The sequence below is a fragment of the Rhizobium sp. 05N430 genome (assembly GCF_056396985.1).
Genome location: NZ_JBFTMO010000011.1, coordinates 146,113 through 163,235, shown reverse-complemented (window position 1 = coordinate 163,235; position 17,123 = coordinate 146,113). Strand labels below are relative to the sequence as shown.

Genomic DNA, 17,123 nt, shown 5'->3' with positions numbered 1-17,123 from the left:
TATATCTGAATTACTTGCGTTTTATGGTGTGATTCATGGAGCAGACAGCTCCCCCGGGGGATCGATCAGGCCAAATGAAGACCACAATCTGGCATCTTCAAAATATTGCCGCGAAATGGCCACGAATGGCGGAACCAAAGCCCGCCTGGAATGTTATTGGCGGGAATGGGAGAACCGCCATGAACAAAGGCTATTTCGACGTCATCCTCGTGTCCCTGATCGTAGCCAGCTGCTACATGTTCATAGCGCCGGTGTGAGGGAACAATGCTTGTCCTGACGATCGCCGCGCTGGCCTATTTTCTGCTCGCTATCGGGCTGGTGATTGTCATCGACAATATGGTCGGCTTCGTCTTTCCGGAGCGCCGTCCGGCATCCGGCCGCTTCTTCGATCTGACCAAGGCGATCGCGGTTGCCCAGCGCTTCGGCCGCAAGTAGTTCCCCCATCTCCGGCAGTCCTTCGCGCGCAAGAATACACGCGTGTTAAGCTTATTTTCCGTCAGGCCTTTCCCAATACGTGCGACCCTCTATTTTAGCCTGCAATTGGGCAGAATCGCGCTGCGAAAGCAGCGGCATCGCACGGAAGTGAATTTGAATGACGGGGCAGACTGAAGGCGATTGGCCGAAGGGTGGCGGCGGGATCGGCAAAATGCTTCGGGATCCGGAGTTCCGCGCCTCAGGTCTGGGACCTGTCGATCAATGGCCCGCCTCGCTCCGCTTCATCGTCGACGCCGCCCTCGATTCCCGCCATGCCAAGTTCATCGCCTGGGGTCCGGACCTCGCCTTCATCTACAACGACGCCTATGTGCCGATCTTTTCGGAGCGCCATCCACATGCTCTCGGTCGTCCCTTCAAGGAAGTCTGGAGCGATATCTGGCCGCAGTTCGAGCCGATCGTAAAGGCAACGCTTGACGGCCAGGCGCAGCTTTTCGAAGAGCTGCTGGTTCCGATGCGCCGCGGCGGCAAGCTTGCGGATGCCTGGTTCACCTTCTCCTATACGCCGCTACGCGACGAGACCGGCTCGATCGTCGGCATTCTCTGTGCGACGATGGAGGTCTCCGGCCAGGTCACCGCGAAACGTGGCGAGCGGCGGGCGCTCGATGAACTCCGGATCAAGTCGGATGCGCTATCGATCGTCAATGCGGCGGGATCGGCGATCACCGCCGAGCTGAATGTCGAGCGTCTGACGCAAACCGCAGTCGATGCCGGCGTAGCACTGACCGGCGCCGAGTTCGGCGCCTTCTTCTACAATGTCGATGACGGAGAAGGCGGCAGCTATATGCTCTATGCCCTGTCGGGCGTTGACCGGAAGAACTTCGAGCGCTTTCCGATGCCGCGCAACACCAAGGTCTTCGCGCCGACCTTCAATGGTGAAGGCGTCGTACGCTCCGACGACATCCTGCTCGACCCACGCTATGGCAAGAACGCGCCGCATGCGGGAATGCCGAAGGGCCACCTGCCCGTGCGCAGCTATCTCGCCGTGCCGGTCAAGTCGCGCGACGGCTCGGTGATCGGCGGCCTGTTCTTTGGCCATGCGCAACCCGGCCGCTTCAATGATGCCGCGGAATCGAGCCTTGTTAGCCTCGCCGGCCAGGCCGCCGTGGCGATCGACAATGCGCGCCTCGTTCGCGCCCAGGAGATGGAACTCAATCAGCGCCGCAATGTCGAGGAACAGCTCCGGCGGCTGAACGAGACGCTCGAGGTTCGTGTTGCCGCAGAGATCGCCGATCGCCAGCATGCGGAAGCTGCCCTCCAGCAGGCGCAGAAGATGGAATCGATCGGCAAGCTGACCGGTGGCGTGGCGCATGACTTCAACAACCTGCTGCAGGTGATTTCGGGCAATCTCCAGCTGCTTGGCAAGGATGTCTCCAGCAATACCCGCGCCAAGGAGCGTATCTCCAACGCCCTCACCGCCGTCGATCGCGGTTCACGGCTTGCCAGCCAGCTTCTGGCCTTCGGCCGCCGCCAGCCGCTGGAACCGAAGGTGATCAATATCGGCCGCTTCGTCTCGGGCATGGACGACATGCTGCGCCGCGCGCTGGGTGAGGAAATCGAGGTTGAGACCATCGTCTCCGGCGGGCTCTGGAACACCTTTGCCGATCCGATCCAGATCGAGAATGCCCTGCTCAATCTGGCGATCAACGCTCGCGATGCAATGGATGGCTCGGGAAGGCTGACGATCGAGGTCGGCAACGCGTTTCTCGACGATTCCTACAGCCGCACCCATCCCGAGGTCGTTGCCGGCCAATATGTCGTGCTCGCCGTCAGCGACACCGGTTCGGGCATGACGGCTGATGTCATCGAGCAGGCTTTCGAACCGTTCTTCTCCACCAAGCCGGAAGGCAAGGGCACCGGGCTCGGCCTGTCAATGGTCTATGGCTTCGTCAAGCAATCCGGCGGGCATGTGAAGATCTATAGTGAGATCGGCGAAGGCACGACGCTGAAGCTGTATCTGCCGCGCTCCTTCCAGAGCGAGGATCGTATCGCCAGCATCGAGACCGTGCCTGCCGTAGGCGGCACCGAGACCATTCTGGTCGCCGAGGACGACGAAGGCGTGCGCGCCACCGTCGTCGAGATGCTGACCGATCTCGGTTATTACGTGCTTAAGGCCCGCGATGCGCAGAGCGCGCTGACGGTCATCGAGAGCGGCGTCCATATCGACCTTCTGTTCACAGATGTCGTCATGCCCGGCACGCTGAAGAGCCCGGAACTGGCCCGCATGGCGCGCGAACGGCTTCCGCATGTCGGCGTCCTCTACACATCCGGCTATACCGAAAACTCCATCGTCCATGGCGGCCGTCTGGATCCGGGGCTGGAGCTGCTTTCGAAGCCTTATACCCGCGAAGCGCTGGCCCGGAAGATCCGCCATGTGCTTGCCAATCAGGCCCAGCGCCGCCAGAGCGCCGCAGCGGCAATCAGCGCGCCCGGAACGCCGCCGCGCGAAATCGTCCAGGAAAAGCTCAAGCTGCTGCTGGTCGAAGACGACGCTTTCATCCGCATGGATACAGCCGAGATCCTGCAGGATCTCGGCTATGACGTGATCGAAGCCGAGAGCGGCGAACGCGGCGTCGAAATCCTCGCTGCTGCCTCGGTCGATATCATCGTCGCCGATGTCGGGTTGCCGGGTATGTCCGGCCCCGCCTTTGCCGCCAAGGCGCGTGCGGCATTCCCGTCCGTCGGATTGGTCTTTGCCACCGGCAATAGCAGCCTTCCGGAAGCGGCCCGCTTTGCCGGCTCCGTGTTGCTGACAAAACCCTTCAGCAGCACGGCTCTCGACACAGCCATCAAGACCGCGGCCCAGCAGCGCCCGATCGCCTAGAACCCATCGAGCTTGTGGCTGCCGCTGTTGAACTCGGGATATTTGCGGACGATGTCATCGGTGCTGACGCAGCTGTCGTCGCGCGCAATCAGTTCGACCGCCAGACTGTCGCCGATATTAAGCGCGCCGCCAGGGTGATAGACGGGAATACGCGCGCCACTGGCGCTGATCAGCACGGCATCGCTGGCGAAGCCGCGTTGCAGCAGCCAGTCGCGCGACGCCATCAGGCGAACGTTGATCTCAAAGGATTGGCCTGTGCCCTTCCTTACCTTGAGGCTGTAGGCCACAGGCGATAGCTGGCCATTCAGATCGATCTTGCCGTTTCCATCGGCTTCGCTGATGTGGTTGTCCATGTCTGTGCTCCTTCCTTTTTGGTCATGAGGTTTCAGGACTCGCCGCCAAAAACGGGGTCAACGCGATTTTTGTTCCGTTTACGTAAGAATCGTACCGCGCCGCGGAATGGACGGAACTTTTCAAGTTCCGGGCGGTTGAAACTTGTTTGGAGCAACAGGAGGCGATGATGCCCAGAGGCGAAAAATCGGCCTATATCGGCAAGCAGAAGCGCAAGGCGGAGCATATCGAAGAGAGCTACGAGGATCGCGGGCTCTCCCACGAGGAGGCCGAGCGCCGGGCCTGGGCGACCGTCAACAAGGAAGACGGCGGCGGCAACAAATCCGGATCCGGCCGCGGCAAGACGGACACCCACGTCTCCGCGGGAAAGGGCGGCCGGACCGGCGGCAAAGCCTCTGCCTCACGCACGCCCGCCGAGCGCTCCGCTTCCGCCAGCAAGGCAGCGGCAACTCGCAAGCGCAATGCGCAACACGCTCATCACTGATGGTAAAAGCCGCGCCTGTTGACGGATGCGCCAGCCGCTACACTTCAATGGATGAAACATGGCGTATCTGGCCGGGGAGTTGAATGGCATACGAGCTCTATTATTGGGACGGCATACAGGGTCGCGGCGAATTCGTCCGCCTTGCGCTTGAGGAAGCTGGCGCCAGCTACATCGACGTGACGCGGGAGCCCGGCAGAGGCACGGGCGAAATGATGGAAATCATGAAGAGCGGCTCGGGTAGTGACATCCCCTTCGCGCCGCCATTCCTGAAGGACGGCGACCTGATCATTTCCCATGTCGCCAACATTCTGTTCTATCTCGGAGCGAAGCTTGACCTGGCACCGAAGCATGATACGGCGCGCTATGTCCTCAACGGCCTGCAGCTGACGATCACCGATTTCGTCGCAGAGGTGCACGACACGCATCACCCGATCGCAACGTCACTCTACTATGAAGACCAGAAGGAAGAGGCAAAGGCGCGCTCGGGCGAGTTCATCAAGGAGCGCATCCCCAAATTTTTCGGCTATTTCGAGCGCGTCATCGCCAACAACCCGAAGGGGCCGGCGCATATCTCGGGCGACAAGCTAACCTATGTGGACCTGTCGCTGTTTCAGGTGCTCAAAGGACTGCGCTATGCCTTTCCCAAGGCGATGAAGGGCTCGGCGGAGACATATCCGTTGTTGCAGGCGCTGCACGATAGGGTCGAGCAGCGGCCGAATATCGCTGCCTACCTGAAATCCGCTCGCCGCCTCGCCTTCAACGTAAACGGCATTTTCCGCCACTATCCGGAACTGGACAAGGCGGCCTGAGGAGAACCGAGATGCCCCGGCAGACATTCTGGAAAGGCTATCTGAAGCTCTCGTTGGTGACGGCGCAGGTGTCGCTGACGCCGGCGACGACGGACAGCAACAAGGTGCGGTTCAACGTTTTGAACCGCAACACCAAGAACCGCGTCGAAAGCCGCTATGTGGACAGCGTTACCCACCGGGCGGTTGCGGCCAGGGAGCAGGTGAAGGGCTATCCGCGCGGCGAGGACGATTATGTGCTGCTCGAAGATGCCGAACTCGACGAGGTCGGCCTGGAAAGCACGCGGACGATCGATATCGACACGTTCGTGCCGCGCGGCTCGATCGACTGGATCTGGTACGACAAGCCGCATTTCCTGGCACCCGAAGACAAGGTCGGGACCGAGGCTTTCTGCGTCATCCGCGAGGCGATGGCTGCCAATGACGTGGTCGGCATCGCCCGGCTGGTGCTCTATCGCCGCGAACGCGCGGTGCTTCTGGAGCCGCAGGGCAAGGGGATCGTGCTCTGGACGCTGCATTACGGCGACGAGGTTCGCGAGGCTGTGGGAACGGTCGCTATCGACGCCAAGCCCGATGCCAAGGTGCTGGCGATGATGAAGAAGCTGGTGAAGGACCAGACGCAGGACTGGAGCCCCGCCCTGATGCAGGATCCGGTGCAGAAGCGGCTGCAGAGCATTATCCGCGCCAAGCTGAAAACCATGAAAAAGGCGGCACCGGCCAAGAAGGCACCTGCTGTCAAATCGACAGGCAATGTCGTCAATATCATGGATGCCCTGAAGAAGAGCCTGGCGAAAGAAAGCGGCCAGCCGAAGCGGCACTAACAGGCCAATTCCGGACCCAAACCGTCGCATTCGGAACGGTGCCTGTTTGCATATGCTCTAATCTGTGAGCACAGCCCGCAGCGGGAGGAGCCCTGCGGGATGGCGGCATTTTCAACGGAGGAGACGAGAATGAGCAAGAATAGAGGCGTAGTCTATCTGCGGCCCGGCAAGGTCGAAGTCCGCGACATCGACGATCCGAAGCTGGAGGCCCCCGATGGCCGCCGCATCGAACATGGCGTCATCCTGAAAGTCATTTCCACCAACATCTGCGGCTCCGACCAGCACATGGTCCGCGGCCGCACGACAGCCATGCCCGGCCTGGTTCTCGGCCACGAAATCACCGGCGAAGTCATCGAGAAGGGCATCGATGTCGAGATGCTCGAAATCGGCGACATTGTCTCCGTTCCGTTCAATGTTGCCTGCGGCCGTTGCCGCTGCTGCAAGTCGCAGGACACCGGCGTCTGCCTGACGGTCAATCCGTCGCGCGCAGGCGGCGCCTATGGCTATGTAGACATGGGCGGCTGGATCGGCGGTCAGGCCCGCTACGTCACCATCCCCTATGCCGACTTCAACCTCCTGAAGATTCCGGATCGCGACAAGGCGATGGCCAAGATTCGCGACCTGACCATGCTGTCCGACATTCTGCCGACCGGCTTCCATGGCGCGGTCCGCGCCGGGGTGGGCGTCGGCTCGACGGTGTATGTCGCCGGTGCGGGTCCTGTCGGCCTTGCTGCCGCCGCCTCGGCCCGCATCCTCGGCGCTGCCGTTGTCATGATCGGCGACTTCAACAAGGATCGTCTGGCGCACGCCGCCAAGGTCGGTTTCGAACCGATCGACCTGTCGAAAAGCGACCGTCTCGGCGACATGATCGCCCAGGTCGTCGGCACCAACGAAGTCGATAGCGCCATCGATGCCGTCGGCTTCGAAGCCCGCGGCCATGCCGGTGGCGAACAGCCGGCAATCGTCCTGAACCAGATGATGGAGATTACCCGCGCCGCAGGCTCGATCGGTATTCCCGGTCTCTACGTCACCGAGGATCCGGGCGCCGTTGATGCCGCCGCCAAGCAGGGCAGCCTGTCGCTGCGCTTCGGTCTCGGCTGGGCGAAGGCGCAGTCCTTCCACACCGGCCAGACCCCTGTCATCAAGTACAATCGCCAGCTCATGCAGGCGATCCTGCACGACCGTCTGCCGATCGCCGACATCGTCAACGCCAAGGTCATCTCGCTCGAAGATGCCGCACAGGGCTACGAGAGCTTCGACCAGGGCGCGGCGACGAAATTCGTCCTCGATCCGCATGGCGTGGTGTCGAAGGCAGCCTGATTTCGGAAGGGGCGGCGCAAGCCGCCCTTTTCATATGTGCTCGCGATTGACCAGCCCAAGGTTTGCCGCTAGCTCTAGGCAATGATGATCGCAACGGTTCTCGTAGTGGTGATAGGGCGCATGGGCAGGATGGCGTAGCCATCCGGCGAAAGCACCCATGCGCGGTAAGCAGGCTCCCGGCGGGGCCTTTTTTATTGCCTGGATTCCGGGCAGCGGCCTGCCGGACATCCCTCTTCCCATCACCCGAGAGACCGACCGATGACCGGACAATCCGCATCCGAACCCGCGCCCGCAGGGCAACTTCAATCCGTGCCGCCGCGGCTGATCACCCTGATCCTGCTGACCGCCCTCTCCGTCCTACCCGTCAACCTGATCCTGCCGTCCCTGCCGGAGATTGCCGCCGATCTGCGCGCCGATCCGGCACTGGTGGCGCTCTCCGTCGCCGCTTATGCTGCGCTGACCGCCTTTGCCGAGATCATCGGCGGCGCCCTGTCCGATCGCTTTGGCCGCAGGCCGGTCGTGCTTTCCTCGCTGTCTGTCTTCATCCTGGCCTCAGCTGGTTGTGCGCTTGCGGATAACATTCATGTCTTCCTGCTCTTCCGTACCTTGCAGGCGGCCATTGCGGCCTGCTTCTCGATCGCGCTCGTCATCGTCAAGGAAAGCTGGGGCGGGCAGAAAGCGGCCAGCAAGTTCGGCTATCTCGCCATGGGCTGGGCGGTAGCACCAATGATCGGGCCGACGATCGGCGGATCGGTCAGCGAGCTTTTCGGCTGGCGGGCAAATTTCGTGATGTTCGCGGTGCTCGGGGCAATCATGCTGGCGCTCGCCGCCCGTGAGATCCGTGATGAGACCGGGAAGCGGAAAACTCACTCACATGGCTATCTCGCGGCATACCGGCTGCTGCTCGGCTCGCCGCGTTTCCTCGCCTATGCCGCCTGCATGGCCTGCTCGATGGGAACGCTTTACGTCTTCCTCGCCGGCGCGCCGCTGGTCATGAACCAAGCGCTCGGCGGATCAAGCGCCAGGCTTGGCCTCTACATGGGACTGGTGCCCGCGGGCTTCATCCTCGGCAGCTATCTCGCAGGACGGTATGCTGGCCGCATTCCAATCGCCGCCGTATTGGTTGCGGGACGCGCAGTCACGTGCACCGGATTGCTCGGCGGCCTGGCTCTTGCCGTCGGCGGATTGACCGCGCCTCCCGCCTTCTTCGCGGCCTGCATCTTCATCGGCATCGGCAACGGGCTGACCATGCCTGCCGCCAATTCGGGGATACTGGCCGTCCAGCCCGATCTCGCGGGCACGGCTGCGGGGCTAGCGGCGGCCGTCAGCGTTGGCGGCGGCGCCGTCATCGCCTCGATCGCCGGACTTCTCCTCAATGACGCTTCGAGCGGCCGGGATCTGCTCTACGTGATCCTCATCCCAGCGGCATTGGCTCTTGTCAGCGCCGGTCTTGCTTGCCTGCTCGACCGGCGGAAGCCGATCGCGGCATGATCAGACGAGAGCGATCCCGATGCGTCAGGACCGCTTCTTCTTTTCTAGAGGCCTCGCTGCATCGAAGAAATCGGCCCAGGGGTCGCTTGACAGCGCGTTGACCCTCGCCGGCGCGTTGTCGACGGTGAAATAAGCGGGGCCGATCTCGCCTGTCAGCTCGCTCCAATCGATGGGCATCGAGACCGGCGCACCTTTGCGGGCGCGGGCCGAATAGGGCGCGACGGCAGTATTGCCGCGCCCGTTGCGCAGATAGTCGATGAAGATCCTGCCCGTTCGTTCGGCCTTTGTCGCCTTGGCGATGTAGCGGGATGGGTCGGAGGCTTCCATCGTGTCGGCGATCCATTTGGCGAAGGCTTTCACTTCGGTCCAGCCCGCCTTCGGCGCCAGCGGCGCCACGACATGCAGCCCCTTGCCGCCCGAGGTCTTGACGAAGGCAGCCAGCCCCTCGCCTTCCATGAGCGCCTTGATCTCATGCGCCGCCGATATCACCGCGTCCCATGGCACATCATCGGCCGGATCGAGATCCATGGTCACCATATCGGGCTTTTCCCATTTGGCGGTCGTCGCGCCCCAGGGGTGGATCTCCAGGACGGCCGACTGCACCAGCGCGACGAGCCCGTCGAAATCCCTGATCCGCAGCAGCTTCTCGCCGCTGCGATCCTTGGGGTCGGCGATCTCTTCGATATATTCGTTCATTCCCTTCCAGGCGTGTTTCTGGAAGAAACGCTGCTTGCCGGCAATGCCATCGGGAAGGCGCAGCAGCGAGAGCGGCCGGTTGACGACGAACGGCTTCATCAGTTCCCAGACATGGGCGTAGTAATCGGCCAGCCCGGCCTTGGTAATGCCCTCGTCGGGCCAGTAGATGCGATCGGGATGCGTCAACGTCACGCTCGATACCGGCAGTTCTTTTGCAGCAGTTCCACCCATTTCGCGCCCCACATCCTTTGCCGCCTTGTCTTCGCGCAAACCGCGGAAAGCCGCATGGCGGAGATTACCATCGGCTGACCAGGCGCCAAACTCAACCTCGGCAACCATATCAGGCTTGACGAACACCAACCCGCGGCGCTCCTCGGCCGTCAGCTTGCCGTCGAAAGGACTGGCGGATTGCTCGATCTTGGAGAGCTGAGTGTAGAGATTGTGCGAGAGCTTCGCGGTATATCCGGTACCGACGCGCCCGACATGTTTCAGCTTGCCCTTGTCATAATAGCCCATGGCGAGCGAGCCGATGGCGCTCTTCATCGAGGTCGAGGGCACATAGCCGCCAATGACGAATTCCTGGCGCTTGACGCATTTCGATTTGATCCAGTCGCCGGTGCGGCCTGACACATATTTGCTGTCGCGGCCCTTAGAGATGACGCCTTCCAGGCTGAGCTGGCAGGCGTGGTCGAGAACCAGGCCGCCATTCTCGTCGAAATGATCGCTGTAGCGCAACTTGCTACTGCCCGCCGGCAGCAGCTTTTCCAGCAGCGCCTTGCGATCGATCAGCGCTGCATTCTGCAGATCATGGCCGTCGAGATAGATCAGGTCGAAGGCATAGAAGGAGAAGCGGTCGCTACGCCCCTCGCTCAGATCGTGCTGGAGTGCCGAGAAGTCCGATGCACCGTTCTCGCGTTCGACGACCAGTTCGCCGTCGATCAGCGCGGTCTCGACAGGCAGTTCGCCGAAGGCGGCAGCGATCTCTTCCCCGAATTTCTCCGTCCAGTCCAGGCCGGTGCGCGTCAGCATCGCCACCTTCCCGTCGCGGATGCGGATCTGCAGGCGGTAGCCGTCGAACTTGATCTCGTGGATCCAGCCGTCGGCGGCCGGAGGACGCGGCTTCAGCTTGGCAAGCACCGGCTCGACGAAATCGGGCATCGCCGCCTTGCGCACACCCTTCGGCCATTGGTGAGCCTGCGGCTTCGCCTTGGCCTTGGTTGCAAGCCTGGCTGCCGCCTTCCGGCCATTCGGCTTCGAATTCCAGGTATCATCTGGGTTCTTGGCGACCTGTTCGATCGTCCGGCCGCTCTTGGCCGATTCCGGACGCTTCTTGAGGATGTCCTCGCGGCCATGGCGGGCTTCGGCGTCCTCGCCCTTGATCAGCAGCCAGTTCTCGTGCTTTTCGCCCGGCTTGCCGTGCATGCGGACGAGATGCCAGCGGCCTTTCAGCTTGTCGCCGTCGAGCTCGAATTCGATATGGCCCTTTCGATAGGCTTTCTTCGCATCGTAAAGCGGCGTCCAGGTTCCCTGATCCCAGACGATGACGGTGCCGCCGCCATATTGCCCCTTCGGAATGACGCCTTCGAAATCGCCATAGGAGAGAGGATGATCCTCGACATGGACGGCCAGCCGCTTGTCATCGGGGTTCAGGCTGGGGCCGCGCGTCACCGCCCAGCTTTTCAGCACGCCGTCCATCTCCAGCCGGAAATCGTAGTGCAGCCGCGTCGCGTCGTGCTTCTGGATGACGAAGCTGTTGCCCTTGCTCTTGCCTTTTGCGCCGCGCGGTTCGGGAGTGGCCTTGAAGTCGCGCTTCTGCTGATAGGTTTCGAGCGCCATCGTCAGCTCGCCTTCTTGCGGCGGCTGGATGCGCTGGCGGCAGGCTTACCAGATCCGGATTTGCCGCCGATCTTGGCGCTTTGGCGCAGCGCCTCCATGAGATCGACGACCTTGCCCTCCGGCTTCGGCTTGCGCTTCGGCGGCTCCCGGCCCTCGATCTTGGCTTTCACGAGTTCGGTCAGTGCCGCCTCGTAGCGGTCCTCGTATTCGGCCGGATTGAAGCTGCCCTTCTTGGTGCCGATGATGTGGCCGGCAAGCTCCAGCATTTCCTTGTCAAATTTGATATCGGGAATGTCCTTGAAGACTGTCTCGGCGGAGCGGACTTCGTAGTCGAAATTGAGCATGGTGGCGATGACGTGATCGCCCTGCGCGCGGATCAATAGCGTCCGGTTGCGGCGGAACAATACGGCCTGGGCGAGCGCTGCGACCTTGTTGTCGCGCATGCTGCGCATGATCAGGCTAAGCGCTTCGGCATCGTGATCCTCGACTGGCGCCAGATAGTACGGACGATCGAAATAGAGCTTGTCGATCTCTTCCAGCGGGATGAAGCTCTGGACGCCCATCACCTTGTCGCTCTCCGGCATGACGCTGGCGATCTCGTCACCTTCGATGACGATGTATTCGCCATTGTCCATCCTGTAGCCCTTCACCTGGTCTTCGCGGTCCACGGGCTTTCCGGTTTCGCTATCGACAAACTGCCGCTCGACGCGATGGCCGGTCTTCCGGTTGATGATATTGAAGGACAGGCGGTCCGACGATGAAATGGCCGTGTAGAGACCGACGGCGCAGACAAGGTCGCCGATCTTCAGATGGCCTTTCCAGCTTGCCCGCGCCGCCATGTCACTCTCCTACGCTTGTCCCGTCAGAGCCTGCTTCCGCTCTTGTCCGTTTCCAGGGGTTGAAACTGCCAGCCGCCATCCGGCGAGGGATAGGCGAGCGTGGCATCGCCGGCCCCGATCTTCTGCCGCGACGCAGCACTTCGCGCCCGGTCTGCGGCTTCCTCGGCCGTGGCATAGGTCTCGGAAATGGTTTCGCCGAGCTTGTAGGCCCAGCCTTCGTCATGCGGCACGATCTGATATGTAATATCCACCATCTTCAGCTCCTCTTTCTTCAGTCGTAGTCGCGTGGCGCACCTTTGCGGCGCTCATCCAAAGCTATGATCTTTTCGACCGATGCGATCTCGTCGCTGGTCACCGGCCTGACGGGATCGGAGGCGATCGCTTCCAGCACCGCGTCCGACAATCCGCCATTGCGGATGACCCATTCGAGCGTCTCGCGCGTCTCCCGCTCGGCTTTCAGCTGCGCGTAGAGAGCGACGATCAACCGGTCGCGGGGATCGAACTTTCGGTCCTTGTCAGCCGCCTTGCGGACATTCGGCATGGGAGCGCCCTTTCAGAATGACTTCCGATCAAGCTTTTCAACGAGATGTAAGAGAATTTGTTCCGCGGCCACCGCTTTAAAGCCAAGTTTGCAGATCGCGCGTCGCATTTCAGGAACGATCTGGCGCTTGAGTGGTTCTACTTCTGCGACCGCACTGATTGGAGCGCGCATTTACTGCGACATCGGCGCGGCGAGTAGATCGAGGAAGGCCGTCTTTCAGAAGCGGCTGCTTGATAAGACCTCCTGTTATCTTGAGAAGCCCGCGCTCCCGAGCGCGGGCTTTTTTCATCATCTTGAAGAGGGCGTGATGCCCGCTTCGCGCATCAGGAAATCGAGCAGGCGGTTTTCCTCGGCGCGAAGACCGCGCAGCGGCTCCGCCGGCTCCGGCAGTTCTTCCGCCAACGCGCTGCCGCGGTCCGAAAGAGCGATGATGCGCGGGTGGATATAGCTGGAGCGCGAGATGGCCGGCGTGTTGTGCAATACTTCGGCCGAGGCCTCCGCCATCTCTTTCACAGTTGGGTGGCGGCCATCGAGGATTGCGCCGCGTGCCGCGCCGAACCCGGCAAGCGAGCCCGCCCAGGTACGAAAGGTCTTGGCGGAAATCGCGATGCCGGAAATTTCGGCCAGATAGGCGTTGAGCCTGCCGGACTCGACCGGCTTCAGCGATCCCGTCTCGTCCTTCCAGACAAAAAGCTGGCGGCCGGGGAGATCGGCGATTTCTTCCAGGATTTTCTGCAACCGCGGATGCTTGAGGCTGCGCTGCACGCGCTTGCCGCCCTTCGCCCGAAATTTGAGCTCGATTCTGCCGTCGTTCAGCTTGATGTGGCGCTTGAGTAGCGTCGTTGCGCCATAGGTGCCGTTTTCCCTGACATAGGCCTGATTACCGACGCGCAGATGTGCTTCATCGAGCAGCGTCGTCAGCGCCGCAAGGACGCCCCTGACATCGTCGGCGCCGGTGTCGAGATCTCTGAGAGCCTGCCGGCGAATCTTCGGCAGCGCCTGGCCGAATTCGATCAGCTGATGGAATTTCTCGACGCTGCGGAAGCTGTTCCAGTCCTTGTGATAACGGTACTGCTTGCGCCCGCGCGCGTCGTAGCCGGTTGCCTGCAGGTGGCCGTTTTCCTGCAGGCAGATCCAGACACCCTCATAGGCGGGCGGCAGACCGAGCGATGCGATGCGCTTCTTTTGATCCGGATCGGATACCAGCGAACCATCCGGCAGACGGTAGGAAAAGCCCTTGCCCTTCCGGCTGCGGCGGATACCCGGTTCGGTATCGTTCACATAGGTCAGTCCGAGCTCAGTTATCGCGTCCGCATTCATCGCTTTGTTCTGGGCCTGTCACTTCTTCTTGCGGCCGAAACTGAACCAGCGGCGGCGCTCGGCGGTATCGGCATCCTTGGGCGGCTCGGTGGCGCCTTTTGGCGCAAACACCGCGATACTTTCGCGATAGAGCGTGAACGGGTTCTCTGCGTGGATGACCTCGAAGGCATCGTCCGCCCCGGTCTCGACGAGGCGTTGCCATTCCCTGACACCGTTCACCTCCGGCAAATTGATCTCGCAATCGCCACCGGCATTGAAGAGCATGTAGAGACCCTGCATGTCCTCGTTCTCGGGTGCGCTGACGCTGCGCGACAGATAGACCCCAAGCACGCGCAGCTCGCCATCGTTCCAGGCGCCGTCATCCATGAAGCTGCCGTCGGCCTTGAACCACGCGATCTCGATCCGGCCATCCTCGCTGGTTTCGCCGGTCAGGAAGCGCTCCTGGCGCAGCTCGGGATGGGCTTTGCGGAAGCCAATCATCTTCTGGCAGAAGGCCAGGAACGGATCGTCGAGACCGCTCCAGTCGATCCAGCCGATCTCGTTGTCCTGGCAATAGGCGTTGTTGTTGCCATGCTGGCTGTTGCCGACCTCATCGCCGGCGACGATCATCGGCACGCCCTGAGACAGCATCAGCGTCGCCATCATGTTGCGGCGGCGCCGCGCGCGATTGTCGTTGATGCCCTGATCGTCGGTCGCGCCTTCGGCGCCCATATTGTCCGAATGATTGTCGGAATGGCCGTCATTGTTGTCCTCGCCATTCGCTTCGTTGTGCTTGTCGTTGAAGGACACCGTATCCATCAGCGTGAAGCCGTCATGGGCAGCCAGCAGGTTGACTGAAGACGTTGCGCCGCGGTCGGAATGATTGAACTGCACCGAGGAGCCGGTGATGCGCTGCGAGAGGCTGGAAACCAGACCGCCGTCGCCCTTCCAGAAGCGCCGGACATCGTCGCGGAACTTGTCGTTCCACTCGCGGAAGGGATGCGGGAAACCGCCGACCTGGTATCCGCCCTCGCCGACATCCCACGGCTCGGCGATCAGCTTGACGCCCGCCAGCATCGGATCCTGACGGATGGCGCTGAAGAAAATGCCGGCACGGTCGAATTCGAGATCCTGGCGGCCTAGCGTGCTGGCGAGATCGAAGCGGAAGCCGTCGATATGCATGACGCCGACCCAATAGCGCAGGCTGTCGAGCACCATGCGCATCACCATCGGGTTGGCAATGTTCAGCGTGTTGCCGGTGCCCGTCGTATCGAACGTATGGCGCGCATCGTCTGGCGAGAGAATGTAGTAGCTCGCATTGTCGAGGCCGCGGAAGGAGAGTGTCGGGCCGCGCTCGCTGCCTTCAGCGGTGTGATTATAAACGACGTCCATGATCACTTCGATGCCGGCCGCATGGAACTTGCGGACCATCGTCTTGATCTCGGTGATCTTGTCGCTCGACATGTAGCGCGACTGCGGCGCGAAGAAGCCGAGCGTCTGGTAGCCCCAGTAATTGGTCAAGTTCTTTTCTTCGAGATACCGGTCGTTCGGGAAGAACTGGATCGGCAGAAGTTCGATGGCGGAAATGCCGAGCTTCGTCAGATGATCGATGATCGGATCGCTCGCCATGCCCAGGAACGTACCGCGCAGATGATCGGGCACCTTGGGATGGGTCATCGTCATGCCGCGCACATGCGCCTCATAGACGATGGTTTCCGTCCATGGCCTGCGGATCGCCTGGTCGCCATCCCAATCGAAATCCGGATCCTGGACGACACCCTTGACCATGAAGGGCGCACTATCGCGCTCGTCGAAGGACAGATCGTCCTTTCCGATCGCATATCCGTAGAGAGCATCATCCCATTTCAGATCGCCCTTCACCTGCTTGGCATAGGGGTCGAGCAGCAGCTTGTTGGGATTGAAACGGTGGCCGTTCTTCGGATCGTAAGGGCCGTGGGCGCGATAGCCATAGACCGTTCCCGGCCCGACGCCGGCGATATAGCCCGACCAGATGTCGCCCTCGCGCTTGGGCAGCGCCAGCCTCGCCTCTTCCTTCTTGCCGTCGGCCGAAAACAGGCAGAGTTCCATCTGTTCGGCATGGGCAGAGTAGACGGCGAAATGCGTCCCGGATCCGGTATATTCCGCACCAAGCTCCGGCTTGAGGAAATCGAGTTCCGAGAACGAATAGCTCATCTTTGTGTCGCCCATCCTTTATGTCGCTTCATTATACGGTTTTCGCTGCCGCGGCAGCTGACGAGGCGGATGGGCAATTCAGCCAGCAGACACAGCAAAGCACTGCGTCCGGCAGCGTTGCCCGGCACAGCGATTGGAGTGGCTTGGCTTGAACATGATCATCCGTCTCAGATAACAAGGAACGGCGATCGCCTTCCCCCGTCTCCGAAACGTCAAGGGAACCCGAAGGTTCCCTTGTGCAGTGCAAAATATCGGGGAGAGAAAATGCCGGATTACGGCATCAGCTGGCCGCCATTCACTTCGATGATCTGGCCGGTGATGTAGCCAGACAGGGTCGGCGAAGCGAGGAAGAGATAGGCGCCGACGCAATCTTCCGAAGTGCCGACAAAGCCCATCGGGATCGACTTGCGCTGCATCTCCATCTGCTCGTCATTGGTATAGCGCTCATGGAACGGCGTGGCGATAACGCCGGGCGCCACTGCATTGACGCGGATACGATCGCCGACAAACTCTTTGGCATGGCCGCGGGTAATCGTCGAGACGAAGCCCTTGGATGCCGCATAGAGGATCGCGCCGTTACCGCCGCCATTGCGGGCGGCGATCGAGGTGGTGTTGATGATGAATCCACCCTGCTTCTTCAGCCAGGGATGAGCGGCGCGCACGGCAGCGAGAACCGAGCGTGCATTGAGGTTCATGACGTTGTCGTAGTGCTCGTCGGTATATTCGGCGGTCGGCTTGCGGCCGAGCATGCCGCCGGCATTGTTGATCAGGCCGTCGAGATGGCCGAAGGTCTTTGCCGTTTCTTCGACGACGCGCTCGGTCTCGCCCTCTTTCGATACGTCACCATGCACGAGATGCACGGTGGCGCCGGTGGCGCGGATTTCCTCGGCGAGTTTTTCGGCCGGTTCGCGGCTGGCATTGTAATGAATGCCGACCTTCATCCCCTGTGCCGCGAAGGCGCGGGCAAGTGCGGCACCGATACCGGTCGAGGCGCCGGTGATGAGCACCGCCTTGCCGACCAGATCCGGCAACTTGATGGACGCGAGTGATTGAGCAAGATCAGCCATGGCTGCAAAGCCTCCCTAAAACCAATGAAGTGTGATTATGGCTGGGAGTCTTAGCAGCAGGCG

General features: G+C 61.5%; 15 protein-coding genes. 7 read left to right on the top strand and 8 right to left on the bottom strand.

Going from position 1 to position 17,123, the window contains the following annotated elements; all coding sequences use genetic code 11:
- The first annotated feature begins 264 nt into the window (after window positions 1–264).
- Together AC1DJO_RS21305 and AC1DJO_RS21300 are read left to right on the top strand one after the other, a co-directional pair.
- Window positions 265–435 carry a hypothetical protein gene (locus AC1DJO_RS21305; RefSeq protein WP_162698734.1) on the top strand — a complete coding sequence of 57 codons (171 nt, stop codon included), beginning with the start codon at window positions 265–267 and terminating at the stop codon, window positions 433–435.
- Between the two features lie 157 nt (window positions 436–592).
- Window positions 593–3,316, top strand: coding sequence for a hybrid sensor histidine kinase/response regulator (locus AC1DJO_RS21300; protein ID WP_112386700.1), 2,724 nt, complete (start codon window positions 593–595; stop codon window positions 3,314–3,316).
- On the opposite strand, the gene AC1DJO_RS21295 is transcribed toward AC1DJO_RS21300, so the two are convergent.
- Window positions 3,313–3,669, bottom strand: coding sequence for a hypothetical protein (locus AC1DJO_RS21295; RefSeq protein ID WP_112386699.1), 357 nt, complete (start codon window positions 3,667–3,669; stop codon window positions 3,313–3,315). The genes AC1DJO_RS21300 and AC1DJO_RS21295 overlap by 4 nt on opposite strands.
- Before the next feature lie 167 nt (window positions 3,670–3,836).
- Here AC1DJO_RS21295 and AC1DJO_RS21290 point away from each other — a divergent pair, with 167 nt between their 5' ends.
- The 5 genes from AC1DJO_RS21290 to AC1DJO_RS21270 all read left to right on the top strand — a co-directional run bounded on the left by AC1DJO_RS21290 (window position 3,837) and on the right by AC1DJO_RS21270 (window position 8,589).
- The gene (locus AC1DJO_RS21290) at window positions 3,837–4,151 is read left to right on the top strand and encodes a plasmid stabilization protein (protein WP_112386753.1); all 315 of its coding nucleotides are present in this window, start codon (window positions 3,837–3,839) and stop codon (window positions 4,149–4,151) included.
- A gap of 83 nt (window positions 4,152–4,234) precedes the next feature.
- Window positions 4,235–4,960, top strand: coding sequence for a glutathione S-transferase (locus AC1DJO_RS21285; RefSeq protein ID WP_112386698.1), 726 nt, complete (start codon window positions 4,235–4,237; stop codon window positions 4,958–4,960).
- An 11-nt stretch (window positions 4,961–4,971) separates the two neighbouring features.
- Window positions 4,972–5,778: a non-homologous end joining protein Ku gene (gene ku / locus AC1DJO_RS21280; RefSeq protein WP_112386697.1), complete on the top strand. Its 807-nt coding sequence runs from the start codon at window positions 4,972–4,974 to the stop codon at window positions 5,776–5,778.
- 129 nt (window positions 5,779–5,907) lie between these two features.
- Entirely contained in the window at window positions 5,908–7,098 is a 1,191-nt protein-coding gene (fdhA, locus tag AC1DJO_RS21275; protein ID WP_112386696.1) for a formaldehyde dehydrogenase, glutathione-independent, read from the top strand.
- A gap of 258 nt (window positions 7,099–7,356) precedes the next feature.
- Complete coding sequence (locus AC1DJO_RS21270; RefSeq protein ID WP_112386694.1) at window positions 7,357–8,589, top strand: MFS transporter; 1,233 nt, start codon at window positions 7,357–7,359, stop codon at window positions 8,587–8,589.
- A gap of 24 nt (window positions 8,590–8,613) precedes the next feature.
- Here AC1DJO_RS21270 and ligD read toward each other — a convergent pair whose 3' ends face one another.
- From ligD to AC1DJO_RS21235, 7 genes are all read right to left on the bottom strand, one after another.
- Window positions 8,614–11,121, bottom strand: coding sequence for a DNA ligase D (ligD, locus tag AC1DJO_RS21265; RefSeq protein ID WP_112386693.1), 2,508 nt, complete (start codon window positions 11,119–11,121; stop codon window positions 8,614–8,616).
- Between the two features lie 2 nt (window positions 11,122–11,123).
- Window positions 11,124–11,960, bottom strand: a complete 837-nt coding sequence (gene ku, locus AC1DJO_RS21260) for a non-homologous end joining protein Ku (protein WP_112386692.1) — start codon at window positions 11,958–11,960, stop codon at window positions 11,124–11,126.
- A gap of 23 nt (window positions 11,961–11,983) precedes the next feature.
- Window positions 11,984–12,214: a DUF2188 domain-containing protein gene (locus tag AC1DJO_RS21255; RefSeq protein WP_112386691.1), complete on the bottom strand. Its 231-nt coding sequence runs from the start codon at window positions 12,212–12,214 to the stop codon at window positions 11,984–11,986.
- 17 nt (window positions 12,215–12,231) lie between these two features.
- Window positions 12,232–12,501 carry a hypothetical protein gene (locus AC1DJO_RS21250; RefSeq protein WP_112386690.1) on the bottom strand — a complete coding sequence of 90 codons (270 nt, stop codon included), beginning with the start codon at window positions 12,499–12,501 and terminating at the stop codon, window positions 12,232–12,234.
- A gap of 288 nt (window positions 12,502–12,789) precedes the next feature.
- On the bottom strand, window positions 12,790–13,821 hold the full coding sequence (locus AC1DJO_RS21245) for a DNA topoisomerase IB (RefSeq protein ID WP_112386689.1): 1,032 nt from the start codon (window positions 13,819–13,821) through the stop codon (window positions 12,790–12,792).
- Window positions 13,822–13,839: 18 nt separating this feature from the next.
- The gene (glgX, locus tag AC1DJO_RS21240; RefSeq protein ID WP_112386752.1) at window positions 13,840–15,993 is read right to left on the bottom strand and encodes a glycogen debranching protein GlgX; all 2,154 of its coding nucleotides are present in this window, start codon (window positions 15,991–15,993) and stop codon (window positions 13,840–13,842) included.
- A 272-nt stretch (window positions 15,994–16,265) separates the two neighbouring features.
- On the bottom strand, window positions 16,266–17,060 hold the full coding sequence (locus tag AC1DJO_RS21235) for an SDR family NAD(P)-dependent oxidoreductase (RefSeq protein ID WP_112386688.1): 795 nt from the start codon (window positions 17,058–17,060) through the stop codon (window positions 16,266–16,268).
- Window positions 17,061–17,123 lie beyond the last annotated feature (63 nt).